General features: G+C 54.5%; 13 protein-coding genes and 2 pseudogenes. 8 read left to right on the top strand and 7 right to left on the bottom strand.

What is annotated here, in order from left to right; all coding sequences use genetic code 11:
* Positions 1–121: 121 nt before the first annotated feature.
* Positions 122–517: pseudogene (locus tag FIV39_RS33180) on the top strand (RHS repeat-associated core domain-containing protein); the annotation flags it as partial.
* 840 nt (positions 518–1,357) lie between these two features.
* Positions 1,358–2,242, top strand: coding sequence for a type III effector (locus FIV39_RS31860; RefSeq protein WP_244176291.1), 885 nt, complete (start codon positions 1,358–1,360; stop codon positions 2,240–2,242).
* 6 nt (positions 2,243–2,248) lie between these two features.
* On the opposite strand, the pseudogene FIV39_RS33670 reads toward FIV39_RS31860, so the two are convergent.
* The 3 genes and pseudogenes from FIV39_RS33670 to FIV39_RS31835 all read right to left on the bottom strand — a co-directional run.
* A pseudogene (locus FIV39_RS33670) lies at positions 2,249–3,298 on the bottom strand (tyrosine-type recombinase/integrase); the annotation flags it as partial.
* Between the two features lie 309 nt (positions 3,299–3,607).
* On the bottom strand, positions 3,608–5,191 hold the full coding sequence (locus tag FIV39_RS31840; protein WP_146371704.1) for a rhodanese homology domain-containing protein: 1,584 nt from the start codon (positions 5,189–5,191) through the stop codon (positions 3,608–3,610).
* Complete coding sequence (locus FIV39_RS31835) at positions 5,188–5,799, bottom strand: cysteine dioxygenase family protein (RefSeq protein ID WP_090403227.1); 612 nt, start codon at positions 5,797–5,799, stop codon at positions 5,188–5,190. Before FIV39_RS31835 ends, FIV39_RS31840 begins: the two co-directional genes overlap by 4 nt.
* A gap of 216 nt (positions 5,800–6,015) precedes the next feature.
* On the opposite strand from FIV39_RS31835, the gene FIV39_RS31830 reads away from it, so the two are divergent.
* The gene (locus tag FIV39_RS31830; protein WP_090403229.1) at positions 6,016–6,921 is read left to right on the top strand and encodes a LysR family transcriptional regulator; all 906 of its coding nucleotides are present in this window, start codon (positions 6,016–6,018) and stop codon (positions 6,919–6,921) included.
* Between the two features lie 129 nt (positions 6,922–7,050).
* Complete coding sequence (locus FIV39_RS31825) at positions 7,051–7,845, top strand: class II aldolase/adducin family protein (RefSeq protein WP_090403230.1); 795 nt, start codon at positions 7,051–7,053, stop codon at positions 7,843–7,845.
* Between the two features lie 71 nt (positions 7,846–7,916).
* Here the strand turns inward: FIV39_RS31825 and FIV39_RS31820 are convergent, their stop codons facing one another.
* On the bottom strand, positions 7,917–8,999 hold the full coding sequence (locus FIV39_RS31820; RefSeq protein ID WP_090403232.1) for an LLM class flavin-dependent oxidoreductase: 1,083 nt from the start codon (positions 8,997–8,999) through the stop codon (positions 7,917–7,919).
* A 258-nt stretch (positions 9,000–9,257) separates the two neighbouring features.
* Here FIV39_RS31820 and FIV39_RS31815 point away from each other — a divergent pair, with 258 nt between their 5' ends.
* On the top strand, positions 9,258–9,878 hold the full coding sequence (locus FIV39_RS31815) for a hypothetical protein (protein WP_276544829.1): 621 nt from the start codon (positions 9,258–9,260) through the stop codon (positions 9,876–9,878).
* On the opposite strand, the gene FIV39_RS31810 is transcribed toward FIV39_RS31815, so the two are convergent.
* From FIV39_RS31810 to rfaH, 3 genes are all read right to left on the bottom strand, one after another.
* Complete coding sequence (locus tag FIV39_RS31810; protein WP_090403236.1) at positions 9,830–10,162, bottom strand: hypothetical protein; 333 nt, start codon at positions 10,160–10,162, stop codon at positions 9,830–9,832. The genes FIV39_RS31815 and FIV39_RS31810 overlap by 49 nt on opposite strands.
* Positions 10,159–10,467, bottom strand: a complete 309-nt coding sequence (locus FIV39_RS31805) for a phosphohexomutase domain-containing protein (RefSeq protein WP_244176293.1) — start codon at positions 10,465–10,467, stop codon at positions 10,159–10,161. The genes FIV39_RS31810 and FIV39_RS31805 overlap by 4 nt, the downstream gene beginning before the upstream one ends.
* 167 nt (positions 10,468–10,634) lie before the next feature.
* Positions 10,635–11,159, bottom strand: a complete 525-nt coding sequence (gene rfaH, locus FIV39_RS31800) for a transcription/translation regulatory transformer protein RfaH (protein ID WP_090403239.1) — start codon at positions 11,157–11,159, stop codon at positions 10,635–10,637.
* Between the two features lie 406 nt (positions 11,160–11,565).
* On the opposite strand from rfaH, the gene FIV39_RS31795 reads away from it, so the two are divergent.
* From FIV39_RS31795 to FIV39_RS31785, 3 genes are all read left to right on the top strand, one after another.
* On the top strand, positions 11,566–12,006 hold the full coding sequence (locus FIV39_RS31795) for a low molecular weight protein-tyrosine-phosphatase (protein ID WP_452603505.1): 441 nt from the start codon (positions 11,566–11,568) through the stop codon (positions 12,004–12,006).
* 45 nt (positions 12,007–12,051) lie between these two features.
* Entirely contained in the window at positions 12,052–14,280 is a 2,229-nt protein-coding gene (locus FIV39_RS31790) for a polysaccharide biosynthesis tyrosine autokinase (RefSeq protein ID WP_090403243.1), read from the top strand.
* A 225-nt stretch (positions 14,281–14,505) separates the two neighbouring features.
* Complete coding sequence (locus FIV39_RS31785) at positions 14,506–15,669, top strand: acyltransferase family protein (RefSeq protein ID WP_090403246.1); 1,164 nt, start codon at positions 14,506–14,508, stop codon at positions 15,667–15,669.
* Positions 15,670–15,714 lie beyond the last annotated feature (45 nt).

Here is a 15,714-nt window from a genome sequence, read left to right as displayed (position 1 = left end):
GATATCAGCCATTTTTTGATGCACCGGTACAACTGGATTCGACCGCACCAATTTAATGGTGGGCTGCCACCGGCTCAGGCCGAGAAAAAACTTAACGTCGTGTCCGGGATTAGTTGACCACTACAATCTGCGGTTTCAGGGGCAGTATCTGGATCGGGAGATCGGGCTGCACTACAACACGTTCCGGTTTTATGACCCGGATGTGGGGCGGTTTACGACGCCGGATCCGGTTGGGTTGGCGGGGGGGCTGAATCTCTATCAATATGGGCCTAACCCGATAGGGTGGGTGGACCCAAAGGGCTTGAGTTGCATACACGCCGAGAGGGCAAGGCGGCTTAGATATAAAAAAACCAATGAGCGGTCGTACGGCCAGCCGGTATATTTGAACAGCAAGGCCCCGATCAAGCTTAAGTACATTACTCCAGACGTAGATAAACATAACGGCGGCTTTTGGAAAGCAGCCGGCAGCGTCAAACTTTTCTTTGAGGCGTTTCTATCACCTTATCTTAATAGTTAGACCTGACGTGAATGTCATCGCGCCCAATGAACTACTGAATACCGATTGACGCAACGCTGCGCCGTCGGGTCGTCGTGGCGCTTGTCGACATCCGCCTCGTAGTAAAAATGCGGTGCGCTGTAAACCATGACGGGCACAAAGGCTAAGCGTTATCGCTACGACCGTCTCCGCCGAATGATCGAAAGCCAGATGGGCGAGTGAGAAACGCTCATGACACGCTCAACGATATGTTCCAAGCCACCCGAAAACTCATACACTTTTTTTCAACCTTCACTTCGATAACGGCGATTTCAAGGCGGCTGAGCAGTGGGCGCATAGGGCCTTGGATAGCCGAGAATCGAGCGTTGATACAGGTCCTTTGATTAACCTAGGGATGGCGTTTCTAGAGTTGGGAAGAACTGACGAGGCTTATAATTACTTTGATTTGGCTTATGGGATAGGTAAAGCACCAGCCTTTCAAGAGAGACCAAAAAAGCACCTGGATTTTTATCTGACTAATAACAAAAAATTTCCCTCTTCGCCTGTGAGGTGAATTTCATACTGGGTTTCAAATCAGCGGGCGGGGCGGCCTTATGGATAAGGTAGGCACAAAGACCCCATCCATGCACCAATGCTCTTTGCGATTTTTCGGCTCATCCACCCATTTATCCTAGCCGGAATCCCACCGGTATCGGCCGAGCAGGCCGGCTTCGCGCGCGGCGGCGGGGTCGGGGTGACGCAGTTGCTCGCCGTCGGTGTCGACGTTTATGTGGAATGGAAAATCAACCTCTTACGTCCTAACAAAAACTCTCTACGTGAGAAGCCTTCAAGCAGCTCTCCCGCCAATTTTGGAACCACATCATGGGTAAAAGCCACGAAGAGCTAACTAATCAGAAGCGGCGTCTGGAGGTATACATGCATGCAAATTCTTTAAGCTATTTCAGCAGAGGTCAACATGGTGATCTGACTAATGTAGAGGCCATCCAAACTCAATCGGCAGGCACCTCTTCTGTCACTGGTGTCGCTAGTAAAAATATTGAAGAACATGTTGCGCAAAGGCTTAGTGATTTAGGCAGGCCTGAGGGTGGATGGTTTTTCGAGGAGTCACTTGGTGCCTTGAAAAATTTAAATCTTGAGCAGTTATCCGGAATTCATGATGTACTAAAATTAACAGGCGGCGTAAAGAACATTGTCTCTTTTGGAGCTCGGGAAGGAGGCTTCGAGTTGGCAATGCAGTTTCGTCATGATTTGTACAGATCTCAAAATCCGAATGAAAGCTCGTCGCACGATGCCGCAACTCATTACCTTGATGCAATCAGCCTGCAATCAAATAAATTTACAAAGCTTGAAAAACTACAACATGTAGATGTATTTAAAATGCAAAACCCGTTTTGGGATGTCGGGTACAAAAACGGGATTGCGCAAGCAGAAAAAATGGCATTCTTCATAACGCCCGAGTGGCTGGGTTCTGATTTCTGCAAACAGGAATTCCAGTGGCTTAGCGAAACAAAAAATAAAAACATACAATCTGCATTTGTGATTTTTAAAGATGTAGATTTAAAAAGCAACGACATGAAAAAAATCTTGAATTTTGCAGATGTTCATAAATCACGCGTCATTATGGCGAGCACGCCTCCTGGATCGGGATTGAATGATGTTAAAATCGAAAATAGCGCTGACCTTAATTTCAAGAGATTATTGACTGCGCGTGAGTCATTGGAGCTTAATAACTTCCTGGGCGACTAATAAAACTTAAATCAGAATGCTCACGATCATCGGATTTTTTAACTCGATTTGACTGGGCGTTCTTCCATCCAGAGTCGGCACGTCATCGAGTTTTTAATAAGTCCGTCCAGCTTTTCCAAGTCACCTTCGACAATAGCCCGCTCATCAGCCGTCAGGGGCACGACCTCCAGATAATGTCCGATGGATGCTTTACTTTTCAGAGCCTGCGCTCTGGCACTGGCTTTGGGAATATTAAAATCGCAGCCCGCACACGCCATTCGATGAGGGCAACTGCTTCAGAACGGATTTCCGAGAGCAAATCCTTACGCTCCAGGTTTAGGCTAGCCCAGACCAGCTTGAGCCAGCTGGAGTCGTCGATAACGCGTGGATTGATACCCGAGTTGAACGCCACGGTACGGGGTGTGGCCAGGTGATGACGGGGCTGAACTTCAGACGTCCCCAGCCCCACAGTTCAACGTCGATGAAAAAGCGGCGTAAGGCATGCAGAAACGCTCGCTTTGAGTTCGGTGCATCGGTTGACCAAGCCCTTTCAACTTCGTACCGAGCGCTGACTCCAGAGCCCATTCACCAACGGTCATCTGATCAATCTCCGCGATAAGGGCCGCGCAAGTCGATGTGTTCCAATCGACGGGTGAGTTCACCCACAGCTGCTCGCGCGTCAACCAGATGCCGGTTCTCAACATGAAGCTGTAGTTACTTTCCCGTGTACGGGGACGTAAGGTTGAGGTGTCTCGCCAGCGACGGCACCCACTGACCCAGACAGGGTCAATACCCTCGATACTCTTACCGGCCAGACGAAGGGCATGAAGATGCATTCCGAGTATCGGCGCAATGTCAGGGCTGTAGCACACGACGCGGCTGCGTCGGCCTTTGGTCGTTTCAGCTCGCACTGAAATCAGTCGATGGGCCACATCCAGGTCTTCGATTCTCAGGGACACCAAGCTCGGCACAACGAAGCGCGCCGCAATACGCCAACGAAAGCATAAGCCGATCACGGATAGACGACTTGGCGGCGATCCTCAGAAAGTAACGCCACTGCTCATCCGTCGGGAGGCCGAGCAGCGCCAACCATTCCTGAACGTCAGGATAGCGGTGAAGCACCTACTCATAAGAGGCAGTAGAGGCCATGCGCGATCCCCCCAGAACGTCGACAGCGATCCGGGGTTTGCCCTGGGTTTCCAGGGCCAGCACATTAGTGGGGCAGCCGGCGATGCACTGGCTGCAGCCGTATTGCAAGCGGAATGAAGGCGTGGTGGCTGACTCCTGAAGTCATGAACACACCGCAGATCGCCTCTTGTAGATGCGGTCCATGTGGGAGGAGCTTGCCCCCTCCCACAGAGACCTGCGCTGGGCCTGGAAAAGTGATCAGATCACGTAAAACCCATGGGTCCCATCACGGGCCAACTGGTCGACCAAGCCGAATTCCCAATCCAGATAAGCCTGCATGGCTTCCCTGGGGTTGTCGGTGCCTTCGTACGGTCGGCGGTAGCGGTCGATGCGCGGCGAGGCCAGGTGGGTTTCGCCTTCTTCCAGTGGCAGTTGCGCGTTGATCCAGGCGGCGGTGCCGTCTTGCAGCAGGAACACTTGCTTGCCGGTGATCGCTTCGACTTCAGCCACCGCCAGGCGCGCCAGTTGGCTGCTGCCGCAGGTCAGCACATAACGCTGGGCGGCGGGCACCTTGGCCAGGGCCTGGGGCAGTTGTGCGCGCAATACCCACCAGGCACCGGGGATATGGCGCTTCACGTAGTTGGCGCTGGCGGTGAAATCCAGCACCACGGTGTCGCCATGCTCGAGCCATTCGGCGAGGGTGTGCGGGCTGATCAGTTCGGCCTGGGGGGGCGCGGGGTCTGGAGCGACCCAGGCGCCTTTTTCGCTGAAGTGCGCCGCTTGCAGGTCATCCAGTACATGCACGTCCCAGCCCAGTTGAGCCAGCCACGACGCAGACATGTTCGCCCGCACGCCATCGTCATCCGCCAGCACCAGGCGCGCACCGCGCACGCTGGCGACATGGTCGGTTTCCTGCGCCAGTTGGCCGCCCGGGGTCGAGCGCGCGCCGGGCAGGTGGCCGGCTTCGAATTCTTCCGGGGTGCGCACATCGAACAGGTAGGTGGTGCGGTTGGCTTCCTGCTGCCAGGCGTGCAGGTCGGCGAGGGTGGCGCGACCGACGCGGGCCTTGTCGGCGACGCGGCGTGCATCGACGGCGGCGATCTGGCGGTGTTCTTCCGAAGTCGGAGCAAAGCGCCGCGACTGGCCGTGGGCGAGTTTCTGCCCGGCCAGGGTCCAGCCGATGGTGCCATTGCGCAGTGCGGACACCGGGTTGGCCACGCCGGCGTTGATCAGCGACTGGGTGCCAATAATGCTGCGGGTACGCCCGGCGCAGTTGACGATGATGCGGGTGGCCGGGTCGGGCGCCAGTTCCCGCGCACGCAACACCAGCTCGGCACCGGGCACGCTGATGCCGGTGGGGATGCTCATGGTCTGGTATTCGTCGAAACGGCGGGCGTCGAGCACCACCACATCGGCCTGGCTGTCGAGCAGCGCCTGCACGTCTTCGGCGGCGAGGGAGGGCGTGTGGCGCTCGCTCTCCACCAGTTCGCCAAAGGCCTTGCTCGGCACGTTTACATCGATAAACAGCTCGCCGCCGGCCCGGCGCCAACCGTCGAGGCCACCTTCCAACAGGCTGACCTGGGTGTAGCCCAGCGCAACCAGGCGTTCGGCGGCGCGGGCAGCCAGGCCTTCACCGTTGTCGTAGACGGTGACCTGGGTATCCCGGCGTGGAATGCGCGAATACACCTCCAGTTCCAGTTTGGACAGCGGGATATTCGCCGCGAACAACGGGTGGGATTCGGCAAACGGCGCTTCTTCGCGCACGTCCACCAGGGCGACTTCTGCATGGTCCAACAGGGCCTGGCGAATCTGGGCGAAGCTACGGGTCGATACGGTGGTCATAGGGCAGGGCTCTTTTCTTTGGACAAGTCCCAGATATTCGGGAGGAAGGCGTTGGAATAACCGGAGATAAACAGTTTCTCACTGCCGTCGGGCTGGTACACCGCACGGCGCACCGCGCCGATATTGGCGCCGTACACATGGATGCTGATCGACACCTGGTCGCGGTGGGCATTGCTCACCTGATGGATGTCGCCGACCTTGGGCGACACCGCCTCGACCTGGCCCGGCACCAGTTGAATCGGTTGGCCTTCGGCGACCAGGCTGCCGTCGGGCGCGCGTTCGAAGCCTTGGGAGAACTCTGCGCCACGCAACATGCCGATCAGCCCCCACACCCGATGGTCATGGATCGGCGTGCTTTGCCCCGGCCCCCACACAAAGCTGACAATGCTGAAACGCTGGCGCGAATCGGCATGCAGCAAGAACTGCTGGTAGCGCTCGGGGTCGGGTTGGGCAAACTCATCGGGGAGCCAGTCGTCATGGCTGACCAGTTGCGCCAGCAGCTTGCCGCCGCGGTGCAACAGGTCGCCTTCGCGTGGATTGCCGTCGATCAATTCCGCCAGGGCGCCTATGAAGGCTCTGAGTCTCTCGGGGTGTCGGGCCTGGGTCATGGCACTTCCATCGTGTGGTCGCAGGGATGGGTTTATCTAAGCATAATGTTTATAGTTAATATGCTATTTTTTAATGATTAGCTTATAGCTGAAGGTAATTTAGAACCGGTCTGAATAGCGTTAGACGTTATCGATTGCAGCACGGGCTATTCACGCCACGTTCCTGCAACTATGCTTCACACACATCTTAATGACTGTTCTCTATGTGCGGCCCAAATGAAAATTGACGATATCGATGCCTTTGTCGAAGTGATTCGTTGCCAGTCCATCAGCCATGCCGCCGAGTCGTTGCAATTGACCCAGCCGGCCATTACCCGCCGCGTGCAGAACTTCGAGCAGGCGCTGGGCGTGGAGCTGTTCGACCGCAACACCAAACCCCTCAAACCGACGTTGATCGGCACCCGCGTCTATGAGCAGTGCCGGCTGATCCTGCGCGAGATGGATGCCCTGCGTGAGCTGGTGGCCACCGACGCACCGCCCACCGGCCTGCTGCGCCTGGGTGTGCCGCAGACCATCGGCGACGTGGTGCTGCTGGATACGCTCAAGCACCTGCGCAGCGAATACCCTGACTTGCGTGCCCAGGTTGCCACCGGCTGGGGCAGCCAGTTGGTGGGCAAGATCGAGCGCGGCGAACTGGACGCGGCGGCGGCATTGTTCCCGGCAGGCAAGATCTTCCCGGACAACATCGTCGGCGAGTCCATCGGCAAGATGGAACTGGTGGTGGTCTGCGCCAAGGCCCAGTTGCCGAAAAAGCCGTGCAAGCTGGCTGATGTGTACCAGAACGGCTGGGTCCTCAACCCGGACGGCTGCGGCTTCCGCGCCGGGTTGCAGCGTACCTTGTCCGATCAGGGCCTGGCCCTGCGGGTCAACCTGGAGACCTTCGGTACCGAGCTGCAACTGGGCCTGGTAGCGGACGGCCTGGGCTTGGGCCTGGTGCCACGGCCACTGCTCGAACGCAGTGCGCACCGCGAGCAACTGGCGGTGATGCCGCTCAAGGATTTCAAGCCGGTGATGGATTTGTGGCTGATCTATCCGCACTTCCTGGGCAACCTGCAGGGGCCGGTGGATGCGTTTGGCCAGCGGGTGGCGGCGTCCCTGCATAAAGTCCGCAACGCCGCGTAAGCCATGTAGGAGGGGGATTGGTTATGAAAAAAAATAATAATTAGCTTATATTAAAATGTGCTTTTTATTATTTTTTGCCATCCCCTAGGCTTGCCTGGAAGTCCTTAAGGCCATCCAGGAAGTTTTGCCATGAGCAGCGTCACCTCGATAACCAGCGTCTCCAACAATGTTCGCCAGCGCGTTACCCCGGAAGAGTGGGAGGTGCGCGTCAAATTGGCCGCCGCTTATCGCCTGGCCGCCTTGTACAAGTGGACCGACCACATCTATACCCACTTCTCCGCCCGTGTACCGGGGCCGGAGGAGCATTTCCTGATCAACGCCTTCGGGCTGTTGTTTGATGAAATCAGCGCCTCCAACCTGGTCAAGGTCGACCTCGACGGCACCCTCGTCGACGACCCTACCGGCCTGGGCATCAACTACGCCGGCTATGTGATTCACAGCGCGATCCACGGCGCACGTCATGACCTGCAAGCGGTGCTGCACACCCATACCCGCGACGGCATCGCGGTGTCGGCGCAGAAGGACGGCCTGCTGCCGATCTCCCAGCACTCCATTGGTTTTTCCGGACGCGTGGCGTACCACGGGTATGAAGGCGTGGCCCTCGACCTGGACGAACGTGAGCGCCTGGTCGCGGACCTGGGTGACAAGAGCGTGATGATCCTGCGCAACCATGGCTTGTTGACCGCCGGTGTCAGCGTTGAACATGCGTTTGTGCAGCTGCAACAGTTGGAGCGCGCCTGCAATATCCAGGTCGCGGCGCAGGCGGCGGGGAATGCGGAGTTGATCTTCCCGCCGGCCGAAGTGGTGGAGAAGGTCGAGCAACAGGCCAAGGTGTTTGCCAGTGGCGAAGGACCGGGGGTGGCGCGGCATTGGAATGCGCTGATTCGGCAGTTGGAGCGGACTGATACCGACTACAAGAACTGATCCCGAGCCTAATGAAGATAGGAATGTGAGAGGGGCAAGCCCCTCCCACATTGGTTTTGTAGTGTGCTTGCTTACGCGACCTGTTTGGCCTGCTCGCGTTCAGCAATCAGCTGGCGGGTGAGGGGGATCAACCGCTTGCCATAGTCGATCGCATCATTGAGCGGATCAAATCCACGGATCAGGAAGGTGGTGATGCCGAGGTCGTAATAATCCACCAATGCCTCTGCCACCTGTTCGGCGGTACCCACCAACGAGGTGGAGTTGCCCTGCGCGCCCAGTAACTGCGCAATCCCCGTCCACAAACGCTTGTCCAGCCGCGAGCCCTGTGCCGCCGCTGCGAGTAGCCGCCGCGAGCCTTCATTCGGCGGTTCACGCCGCACAAATCCATTCTTTTGCGCCAACTCGGTGGCCTGTTGCAGGATGCTGTCGGCACGCGCCCACGCCTGTTCTTCGGTCGCGGCGAGGATCGGCCGCAGTGACAGGCTGAAGCGAATCGTGCGCCCATGCCTGGCCGCTTCGGCGCGCACCTGGGTCACGATCTCGCGGACCTGCTCATAGGTTTCGCCCCACAGCGCATACACATCGGCATGCTTGCCCGCCACTTCAATCGCGGCCTTGGAAGAGCCGCCAAAGTACAGCGGGATATGCGGCTGCTGCGGCGACTTCACCGCAGAGTGCGCGCCTTCGACCTGGTAGTAGGCGCCCGCAAAGTCGAAGGGCTGATCGCTGGTCCATTCCTGGCGTACCACGCTCAGGTATTCATCGGTGCGCGCGTAGCGTTCGTCCTTGCCGATATGGCTGCCATCGGCGCGCAGTTCGCGGTCGTCGCCGCCGGTGATGATATGCACGGCGGTGCGCCCGCCATTGAACACATCAAGGGTGGCGAACTGGCGCGCGGCCAGGGTGGGTTGGGCGAAGCCCGGACGGTGGGCGATCAGGAACTGCAGTTTTTTCGTCACGCTGGCGGCATGGGAGGCGATCAGTGTGCTGTCCGGGCTGTTGGAATGGAACGCCACCAGCGCGCGGTCGAAACCGGCCTCTTCGTGGGCGCGGGCCACGGTTTCCACGTAGTCCGGTTGCAGGATAGGGCCGCTGCGCGGGTGGATCTCGGAAGCGTGGTGACCGCCGATATAGCCGATGAATTCAATGCTCATGGTCTGTCCTTGTCGAGTAGGGGTTGGGTACCTCCGCCGGGCAGGGGGTCGGTCATGCTCGTCCACGGTAGGGGCCGCGACAGCCGGTGTAAAATGCCGTTTTGTTCTAACCTAATTATTAAAATATAGAATCATCCTGATCTATCTTAATCAGTAAATTGCATTTTTAGTGCGTTGCTGACCCTAGATAACGTTGTGTTTTTTTTGGGCCTGAGGTCTGATGAGCGCCGAAAACGGCACCTCGAAGGTTAAGCAGTGATGCGGGCAGAACTTGCGCAATATGGCGGCATTACCGTCATGATTCCGGCCGCACTGGTGATTGCTGTCTGGTTAAGGTATTCCACCCCTTGGGCACTGCGCGCCTGGATAATAACCGTGGGGATTACTTATTCGATTGTGGCGGCCAGCAAGTTGCTGTTTAAAGGGTGGGGCTTATCGTCCCAGCACTTGGATATTGCGGTAATAAGTGGCCACGCGATGAATACCTGCTTGATGGTCACGGTGGCAACGAGTTTACTGGCCCGCCAGTTCAACTTGGCCTGGCGTTGGCCGGCGGCGTTGCTGGGGTTAACGATAAGTCTCGGGTTCAGTGCTTATTGTGTCGCACCTTATATACATCCGCTGAATGAAGCCCTGGCCGGTGCCGCACTCGGGGTGACAGCCGCCCTGGTGTTTCTTTGGCGTATTGATGCCGCGCCCATCAAGGTATCGCCCGCGTTCATGGGCGGCGGGCTGGTGTTTTTGCTGGTCTGTGCGCTGGTCCCCAAGTACAACGCGGAGTTGCTGCTCAACCGCGTCGCAGTGACCCTGTCAGGTGCTGACCAGGCCCATCAAGAGCCTGCCTGGCGGCTGGAAACCGCGCACAGGAAGGCCGAGTAGGTCGCCAGGTCCAGCGCCAGGTTGCTTTCCACCATCAGCGCCAGCAGCACCGTCTGGGCGTAGAAGCGCCGCCTGTCGTTCTTGCGCCGCGTGTTTTTCATCTGTTTGAACAACGTATGGGTAATCTCCTGGGGAGAGTTGCCTTGTAACTGGTCCAGCCAATGGCTAATCACTTGGGTGTTTCGTGTGTAGTTCGCACCTAGCGCCGGTTCTGCGAACCCTTCAAACATGTCCGTGAGTTTTTTCAGCGCATAGCCGCGTTTCAAATCACCCAGCAGGCTCATGCACGCGCCTCAGTGCTGGCTATATAAGCCAGTAACTCTGCGGTCTTAATCTGCATGAACTGACTGTCGCCGCGACTTTCCACGCACAGGCATACCGACAGCGCGTCGCTCACCTGCAACTTAAAACGCCAATCGGCGAAGACTATGGACAGTCCGGAGCAGGACTCGTCACTGTCCAGCGAGTTGTCGGCATACAACACGTGTATACGTTCGACGAGACGGGTTGAGTTATTCACCTCGATATGAATATTTCCCGAGGAAGGAAACAGGCCAATACGCTCTACCAATAACTTTGAAGTGTTCATGGCCGTCCCGTTGCTAGTGTTCTCAGGTGGTACTTTATTATGCGACAGTGGAAAAGTACCGAAATGTTATTTTTAGTCGATCATGACATGTATTGTTATTTTTTCTTGCGCAATAGCGGGAGTGGCTTTTTGTTTTTCCAGTTAGCGAGTTTCCGCTATCACCGACATCATAAATGTGCGTTACGTGGGAGCCTGCTGATTCCGGCCAGCGGCAGACTGATTTGCTGTTTGCGCTGCAGAAAGTTCATCAGCAGAACCACGCGTTCGTCCCCCTCCATCGCTAGGAATACGGCCTCGAGTTCGGCAAATGGGCCGTCACTGATACGAACATTTTCTCCTGGCTGCAACAGCGTTATCGCGATGGTCGGGTGATCCCGTTCTTGGAGTTCGTTCACAAGCGTATCGCTGACCGGCAGTGGATGACCACCGAATGCGACGATTCGCGAAACGCCCCGAGTCGAACGCAGGGGACTCCAGCTGACGTGCAGGCTCAGTTGAATAAACAGATAACCTGGGAATAGCGATTCGCTGATTATCCTGCGCTGTCCTTTTACCTGGCGCTCTCGTTTGTAGGTGGAACGGAAACAGGTATAGCCCTGGCGCCGCAGGTGCTCTTCGGCACGCTCATCCTGTCGGGCTTTGCACTGGACCAGATACCAGGTCTTGGCGGCGTGTGCAGTATTTATGGTCATGCAACGTTGTTCATTTGTAAGTCACCCTATTCAATCGACGCATGCCCCGGGAGCTCCATATCTACCTGGCAGGTACAGACCAGCTACGGGTACCGATTATTGTCTATTGGATACTATGGAAAAATTTTAGATCGAACGATCACTGTAAATCCATAACTGTTAGAAACCGTCGGAATAAATACCTCAATAATCGTGCAAGGCGCCGATAGCGCAGAAGTGTTATTTTTTGTCCGGATAAAAACTTGGGTTAAGTTCAAAGGGCGTGGTAATAAATACCCGCCTAAGTTGTAAGCCTGACGCTGCTTTTTCTGGGTCTACAGAGGCCCAAGTCTATCTGTGGTTAAAAACTCTTATGTTCGGCAAGTGTGATGTCACCGCTAATGTTGACAAGACGGAGAGATTTATCTTGCTTAAAAGAGTTTTGATTGTCTGTGTTGGTAATATTTGCCGTAGTCCCATCGCGGAAAATCTCCTGCGTGGGGCACTGCCTGATTCTGATATTGAGGTCAGTTCCGCCGGCCTGGCGGCGCTGGTCGGTGCACCCATCGAACCGACGGCCCGCGCGGTACTCGAGGCGCATGGTTATGCACCCGCAGAGCACGAGGCCACTCAGCTAGCGACTCAAGCGATCAGCGAGGCGGACCTGATCCTAGTGATGGAACGAAAACATGTCAGCGGCGTGCTCAACATCGCTCCTGAAGCGAGAGGCAAGGTACTGATGCTGGGGAAATGGCAAAACGATCGTGAGATCCGTGACCCTTACCGTCAGGGCAAACCTGCTTTTGTCCATGCTTATGCGTTGATCGAAGAAGCTGTAAACGCATGGGCACAGCGCTTAACTCGCTGATGGCCACTATTTTATGAACCGTAATAAAGGCAAAGAATCTGACTTATGCAGCAAGCGCGAATAGCCACCGTACGGGAAGACGACGCCGACGAGATTGATCTCCTTGGTTTGTTTGGAACACTTATCGACCATAAATGGTTGATTGCAGCGATCACCGGCGCCTTTATGATGACCGGTGCGGCGTATGCGGTGCTGGCAACGCCGGTTTTTCAAGCGAATGCAATGCTGCAGGTTGAAGCGAAAAAGAACGATTTGTTAGGGTTCTCTGACGTTAGCAGTATGCTGGGAAAAGAGTCGCCCTCTGCGACCGAAATTGAACTTATCAAGTCACGTGCAGTGATTGGCAAGACAGTGGATGAGCTGAAACTGGCCATTATCGTAGAACCTGATTACTTCCCCGTCATCGGTGGTTTTTTTGCGCGCCGTTATAAAAATACAAACCCTGACGAACTTGCCACACCCTGGTTGGGTATGGCGGGCTACGCGTGGGGGGGGGAATCGCTGAAAATAGCTCGTCTAGATCTGCCGCAAAGCACACTTGCGAAAAAATTAACATTTATTGCGAGTAGTAATAGGGAGTTCAAGCTTTTTGATGAGGATGATGAACTCCTGGCACAAGGGCGGGTGGGTGAGCTTATTGAGCAAAACGGCGTTAAGGTTTTTGTCGAAGCGTTACGTGCAAACGTCGGAACCCGCTTTAGTATCGTCCGCAAGCCCCGATTGACCAGCATTTTGGATTATCAGGAGGCGCTGGACGTAACGGAGCGTGGGAAAGAGTCCGGAATTATCGGGCTGGCGTTAGAAAGTACCGAGCCGGAGTTGGCGGTAAAAATCTTGAATAAGATTTCCACGCTCTATGTCGAGCAGAACGTGCAAAGAACTTCGGCCGAGGCTGCTCAAAGCCTGGAGTTTTTAAAGGAGCAGTTACCTCAGGTCAAGAGTGACCTCGAAAAAGCCGGTAATGCCCTCAATGCGTACCAGACTCGTACGAAGTCCGTGGACATCAGCCTGGAAACAAAAGCGATCCTGGACCAGATCGTGTCGCTTGATACCGCCATCTCTCAGCTAAAACTCCAGCAAGCCGAGATGGATAGAAAATTCACCCGCCAACACCCGGCTTACCGTGCTTTGCTTGCGCAGATTGGTGAATTGAGCAGCAAGCAACAGGGGCTGGCAGAGAAAGTCCAGGACCTTCCTTCGACACAGCAGGAACTACTCAGCCTGAACCGCGATGTCGAGGTGGGCACGGCAATTTATACGCAACTGCTCAACAAATCCCAGGAACTCGACGTGATGCGAGCCGGGACGGTGGGTAATGTGCGTTTGATTGATGCGGCGGATGTGAATCTGATCAAACCGGTCAAACCGAAGAAAATCCTGATTGTTTTGGTAGCAACCTTCCTTGGTGGATTCCTGGCGGTTCTGCTGGTCTTGCTGCGCAAGGCACTAAATAGAGGGATAGAAGGTCCGGAAGCTATTGAGAAACTGGGTCTCCCGGTCTATGCGTCCATACCCTACAGCACGCTGCAAAAAGACCTGGAAGAAAAAAAATCAAGTACGGGGAAGCACCTAAATCGAGCTATCGGGGTTTTGGCCATGAATCACCCTACGGATTTAGCCATTGAAGCGATTCGTAGTTTGCGTACAAGCCTGCATTTTGCAATGCATGAAGCCAGCAACAACCGTCTGATGATTTCTGGTCCTAGCCCACAAGTGGGAAAAACGTTTGTGTCTGTCAATTTGGCAGCGGTAGTCGCTCAAACAGGGTTGCGTGTATTAGTAATCGACGTCGATATGCGAAAAGGCTACATACATAAAGTCATGAAAACTTCCAGCGCCAATGGGCTTTCCGATCTTTTGGCAAAGCGCTGCGAACTGAAAACGGCGGTCCATAAAACGGACATCGAAAACTTTGACTTCATTAGTCGAGGGCAAATACCGCCTAACCCTTCGGAATTGCTCATGCATCGAAACTTCACTGAGCTGCTGTCGCACGTCAGTGAAATGTACGACTTAGTAATCCTCGATACCCCTCCATTGTTGGCGGTGACGGATGCCGCGATTGTCGGGCGGCAGTCTGGAACCAATCTGATTGTCACCAGATTCGGCTTTAATCCTGCCCGTGAAATAGAGTTCACCATTCGTCGATTCAATCAAAATGGAGTTGAATTGAAGGGTGCCATTTTAAATGGCGTAGAAAAACGAGCGTCCGCGAAGTATGGGTACGGTGCCTATGGCTACTATAATTATGAGTATAAATCCGATGTGAGCTGATGCGGATACTATCAAGTCAGGGATGCAGAGCTACTAAAGTGCGTTATGTGCGGTTATGACAGTGTGTTCTCGGGAAAGTGACACTAAATCCTGGGGCGGTAGCGTGGGAATTTCGAAGAAGTGTCCGAGGCTGAATCTGCGGGCAACATCTAGCGGGTCCGAATGTAAGGGGCTTGCAGTTCATGGAATTCAAGTGGTTTCTCCTGATTTATATTTGAGAAAACGATGGCCATAGCAAATAAACAGGAATTCTACGTAGAGCTGGAGTCTATTCGAGGACTGATGGCGTGGTGGGTTGTATTTGGGCACCTCTACTCGTGCTTTCGCTCGGCAATAGGGCAGGTCCCTCCCATGATTAATGAAATTCTATTGGCTACCGCCATCCCAGTAGATATTTTCATCTGTTTGAGCGGTTTTTTTATCGCGATGGCATTGAATGGGAAGAGTCGCGGATACCGACCTTATATTATTCGGCGCGCGTTCAGAATCATTCCGATTTATTTATTGGCCATGGCGCTCGCTGCGCTATTGTTCAATGCAAGAATGAGTGTGCGTATGGACTTGCCGTGGAATAGCCCAGCGCAATCAGCGGCAGTTGAACATTATTGGACAAGCATTGCGGGTAATATCACAGCGTACCTGATTCCTTGTGTTTTGCTGCTTCAGGGGGTAATTCCGGATCAATGGCTTGCACATGCGGGAGATGCTTTTTTGGCGCCGGCCTGGAGCCTTACGCTGGAATGGCAGTTTTACCTGATCGCGCCTTTGTTAGTAGCTGTTTTTCCATATAGGCGAGGAAAGGAGTTGCTAGTCGTTTTCAGCGTGCTGGCGTTATTGTTCCTGGAAAATTCCGGACTGACTTTCTCTTATGGCAGCTTCATTTTAATAAAATTGCCTGTTTTCATCATGGGTATGTTGACTCACGATTTATTTCATCGTGATAAGGGCGAGTTGCGCAACGGTCTTTTGATAATTGTGATCGTCTTGGCGGTTGGTCTTGTTACCCGATCATTTGCCAATTTTACCTCGATAATGTTATGGGCTGTATTGGCAATAGTCTTTAAGCTAAACAGCAAGCTTGATCAACCTGTACTTGCCAGGATATTGGAGCTGTCTAAAGCACCACTAAGGAGCAAAGTGTTAATGAGGTTGGGTGGGGTATCGTACCCGACGTATTTGATTCATATTCTGGTTATCGATCTCGTGATGATCGCGGCAAAAAAACTGGGCTATCTTAGTAGCGATAGGGTGGCATTGTTTATCGTGCTGTCGATACTGCTTACGTATTTTATTTCATCGTTGATTCACAAGTGGGTCGAACTGCCTTTTATTAAAGTCGGTAAAAAAATAGCGGCTTCAGTTTATTCGCGAGAATTAAAATGCGAGTGACGGCGCTAGTTAATTATATTTTTTTCCCACTGCTTTTAGTGGCCA

This window comes from Pseudomonas grimontii, assembly GCF_007858185.1.
In the GTDB taxonomy this organism is placed as follows: domain Bacteria; phylum Pseudomonadota; class Gammaproteobacteria; order Pseudomonadales; family Pseudomonadaceae; genus Aquipseudomonas; species Aquipseudomonas grimontii.
The sequence above is the reverse complement of the archived record's forward strand: the minus strand, read 5'-3'. Positions and strand labels throughout refer to the sequence as shown.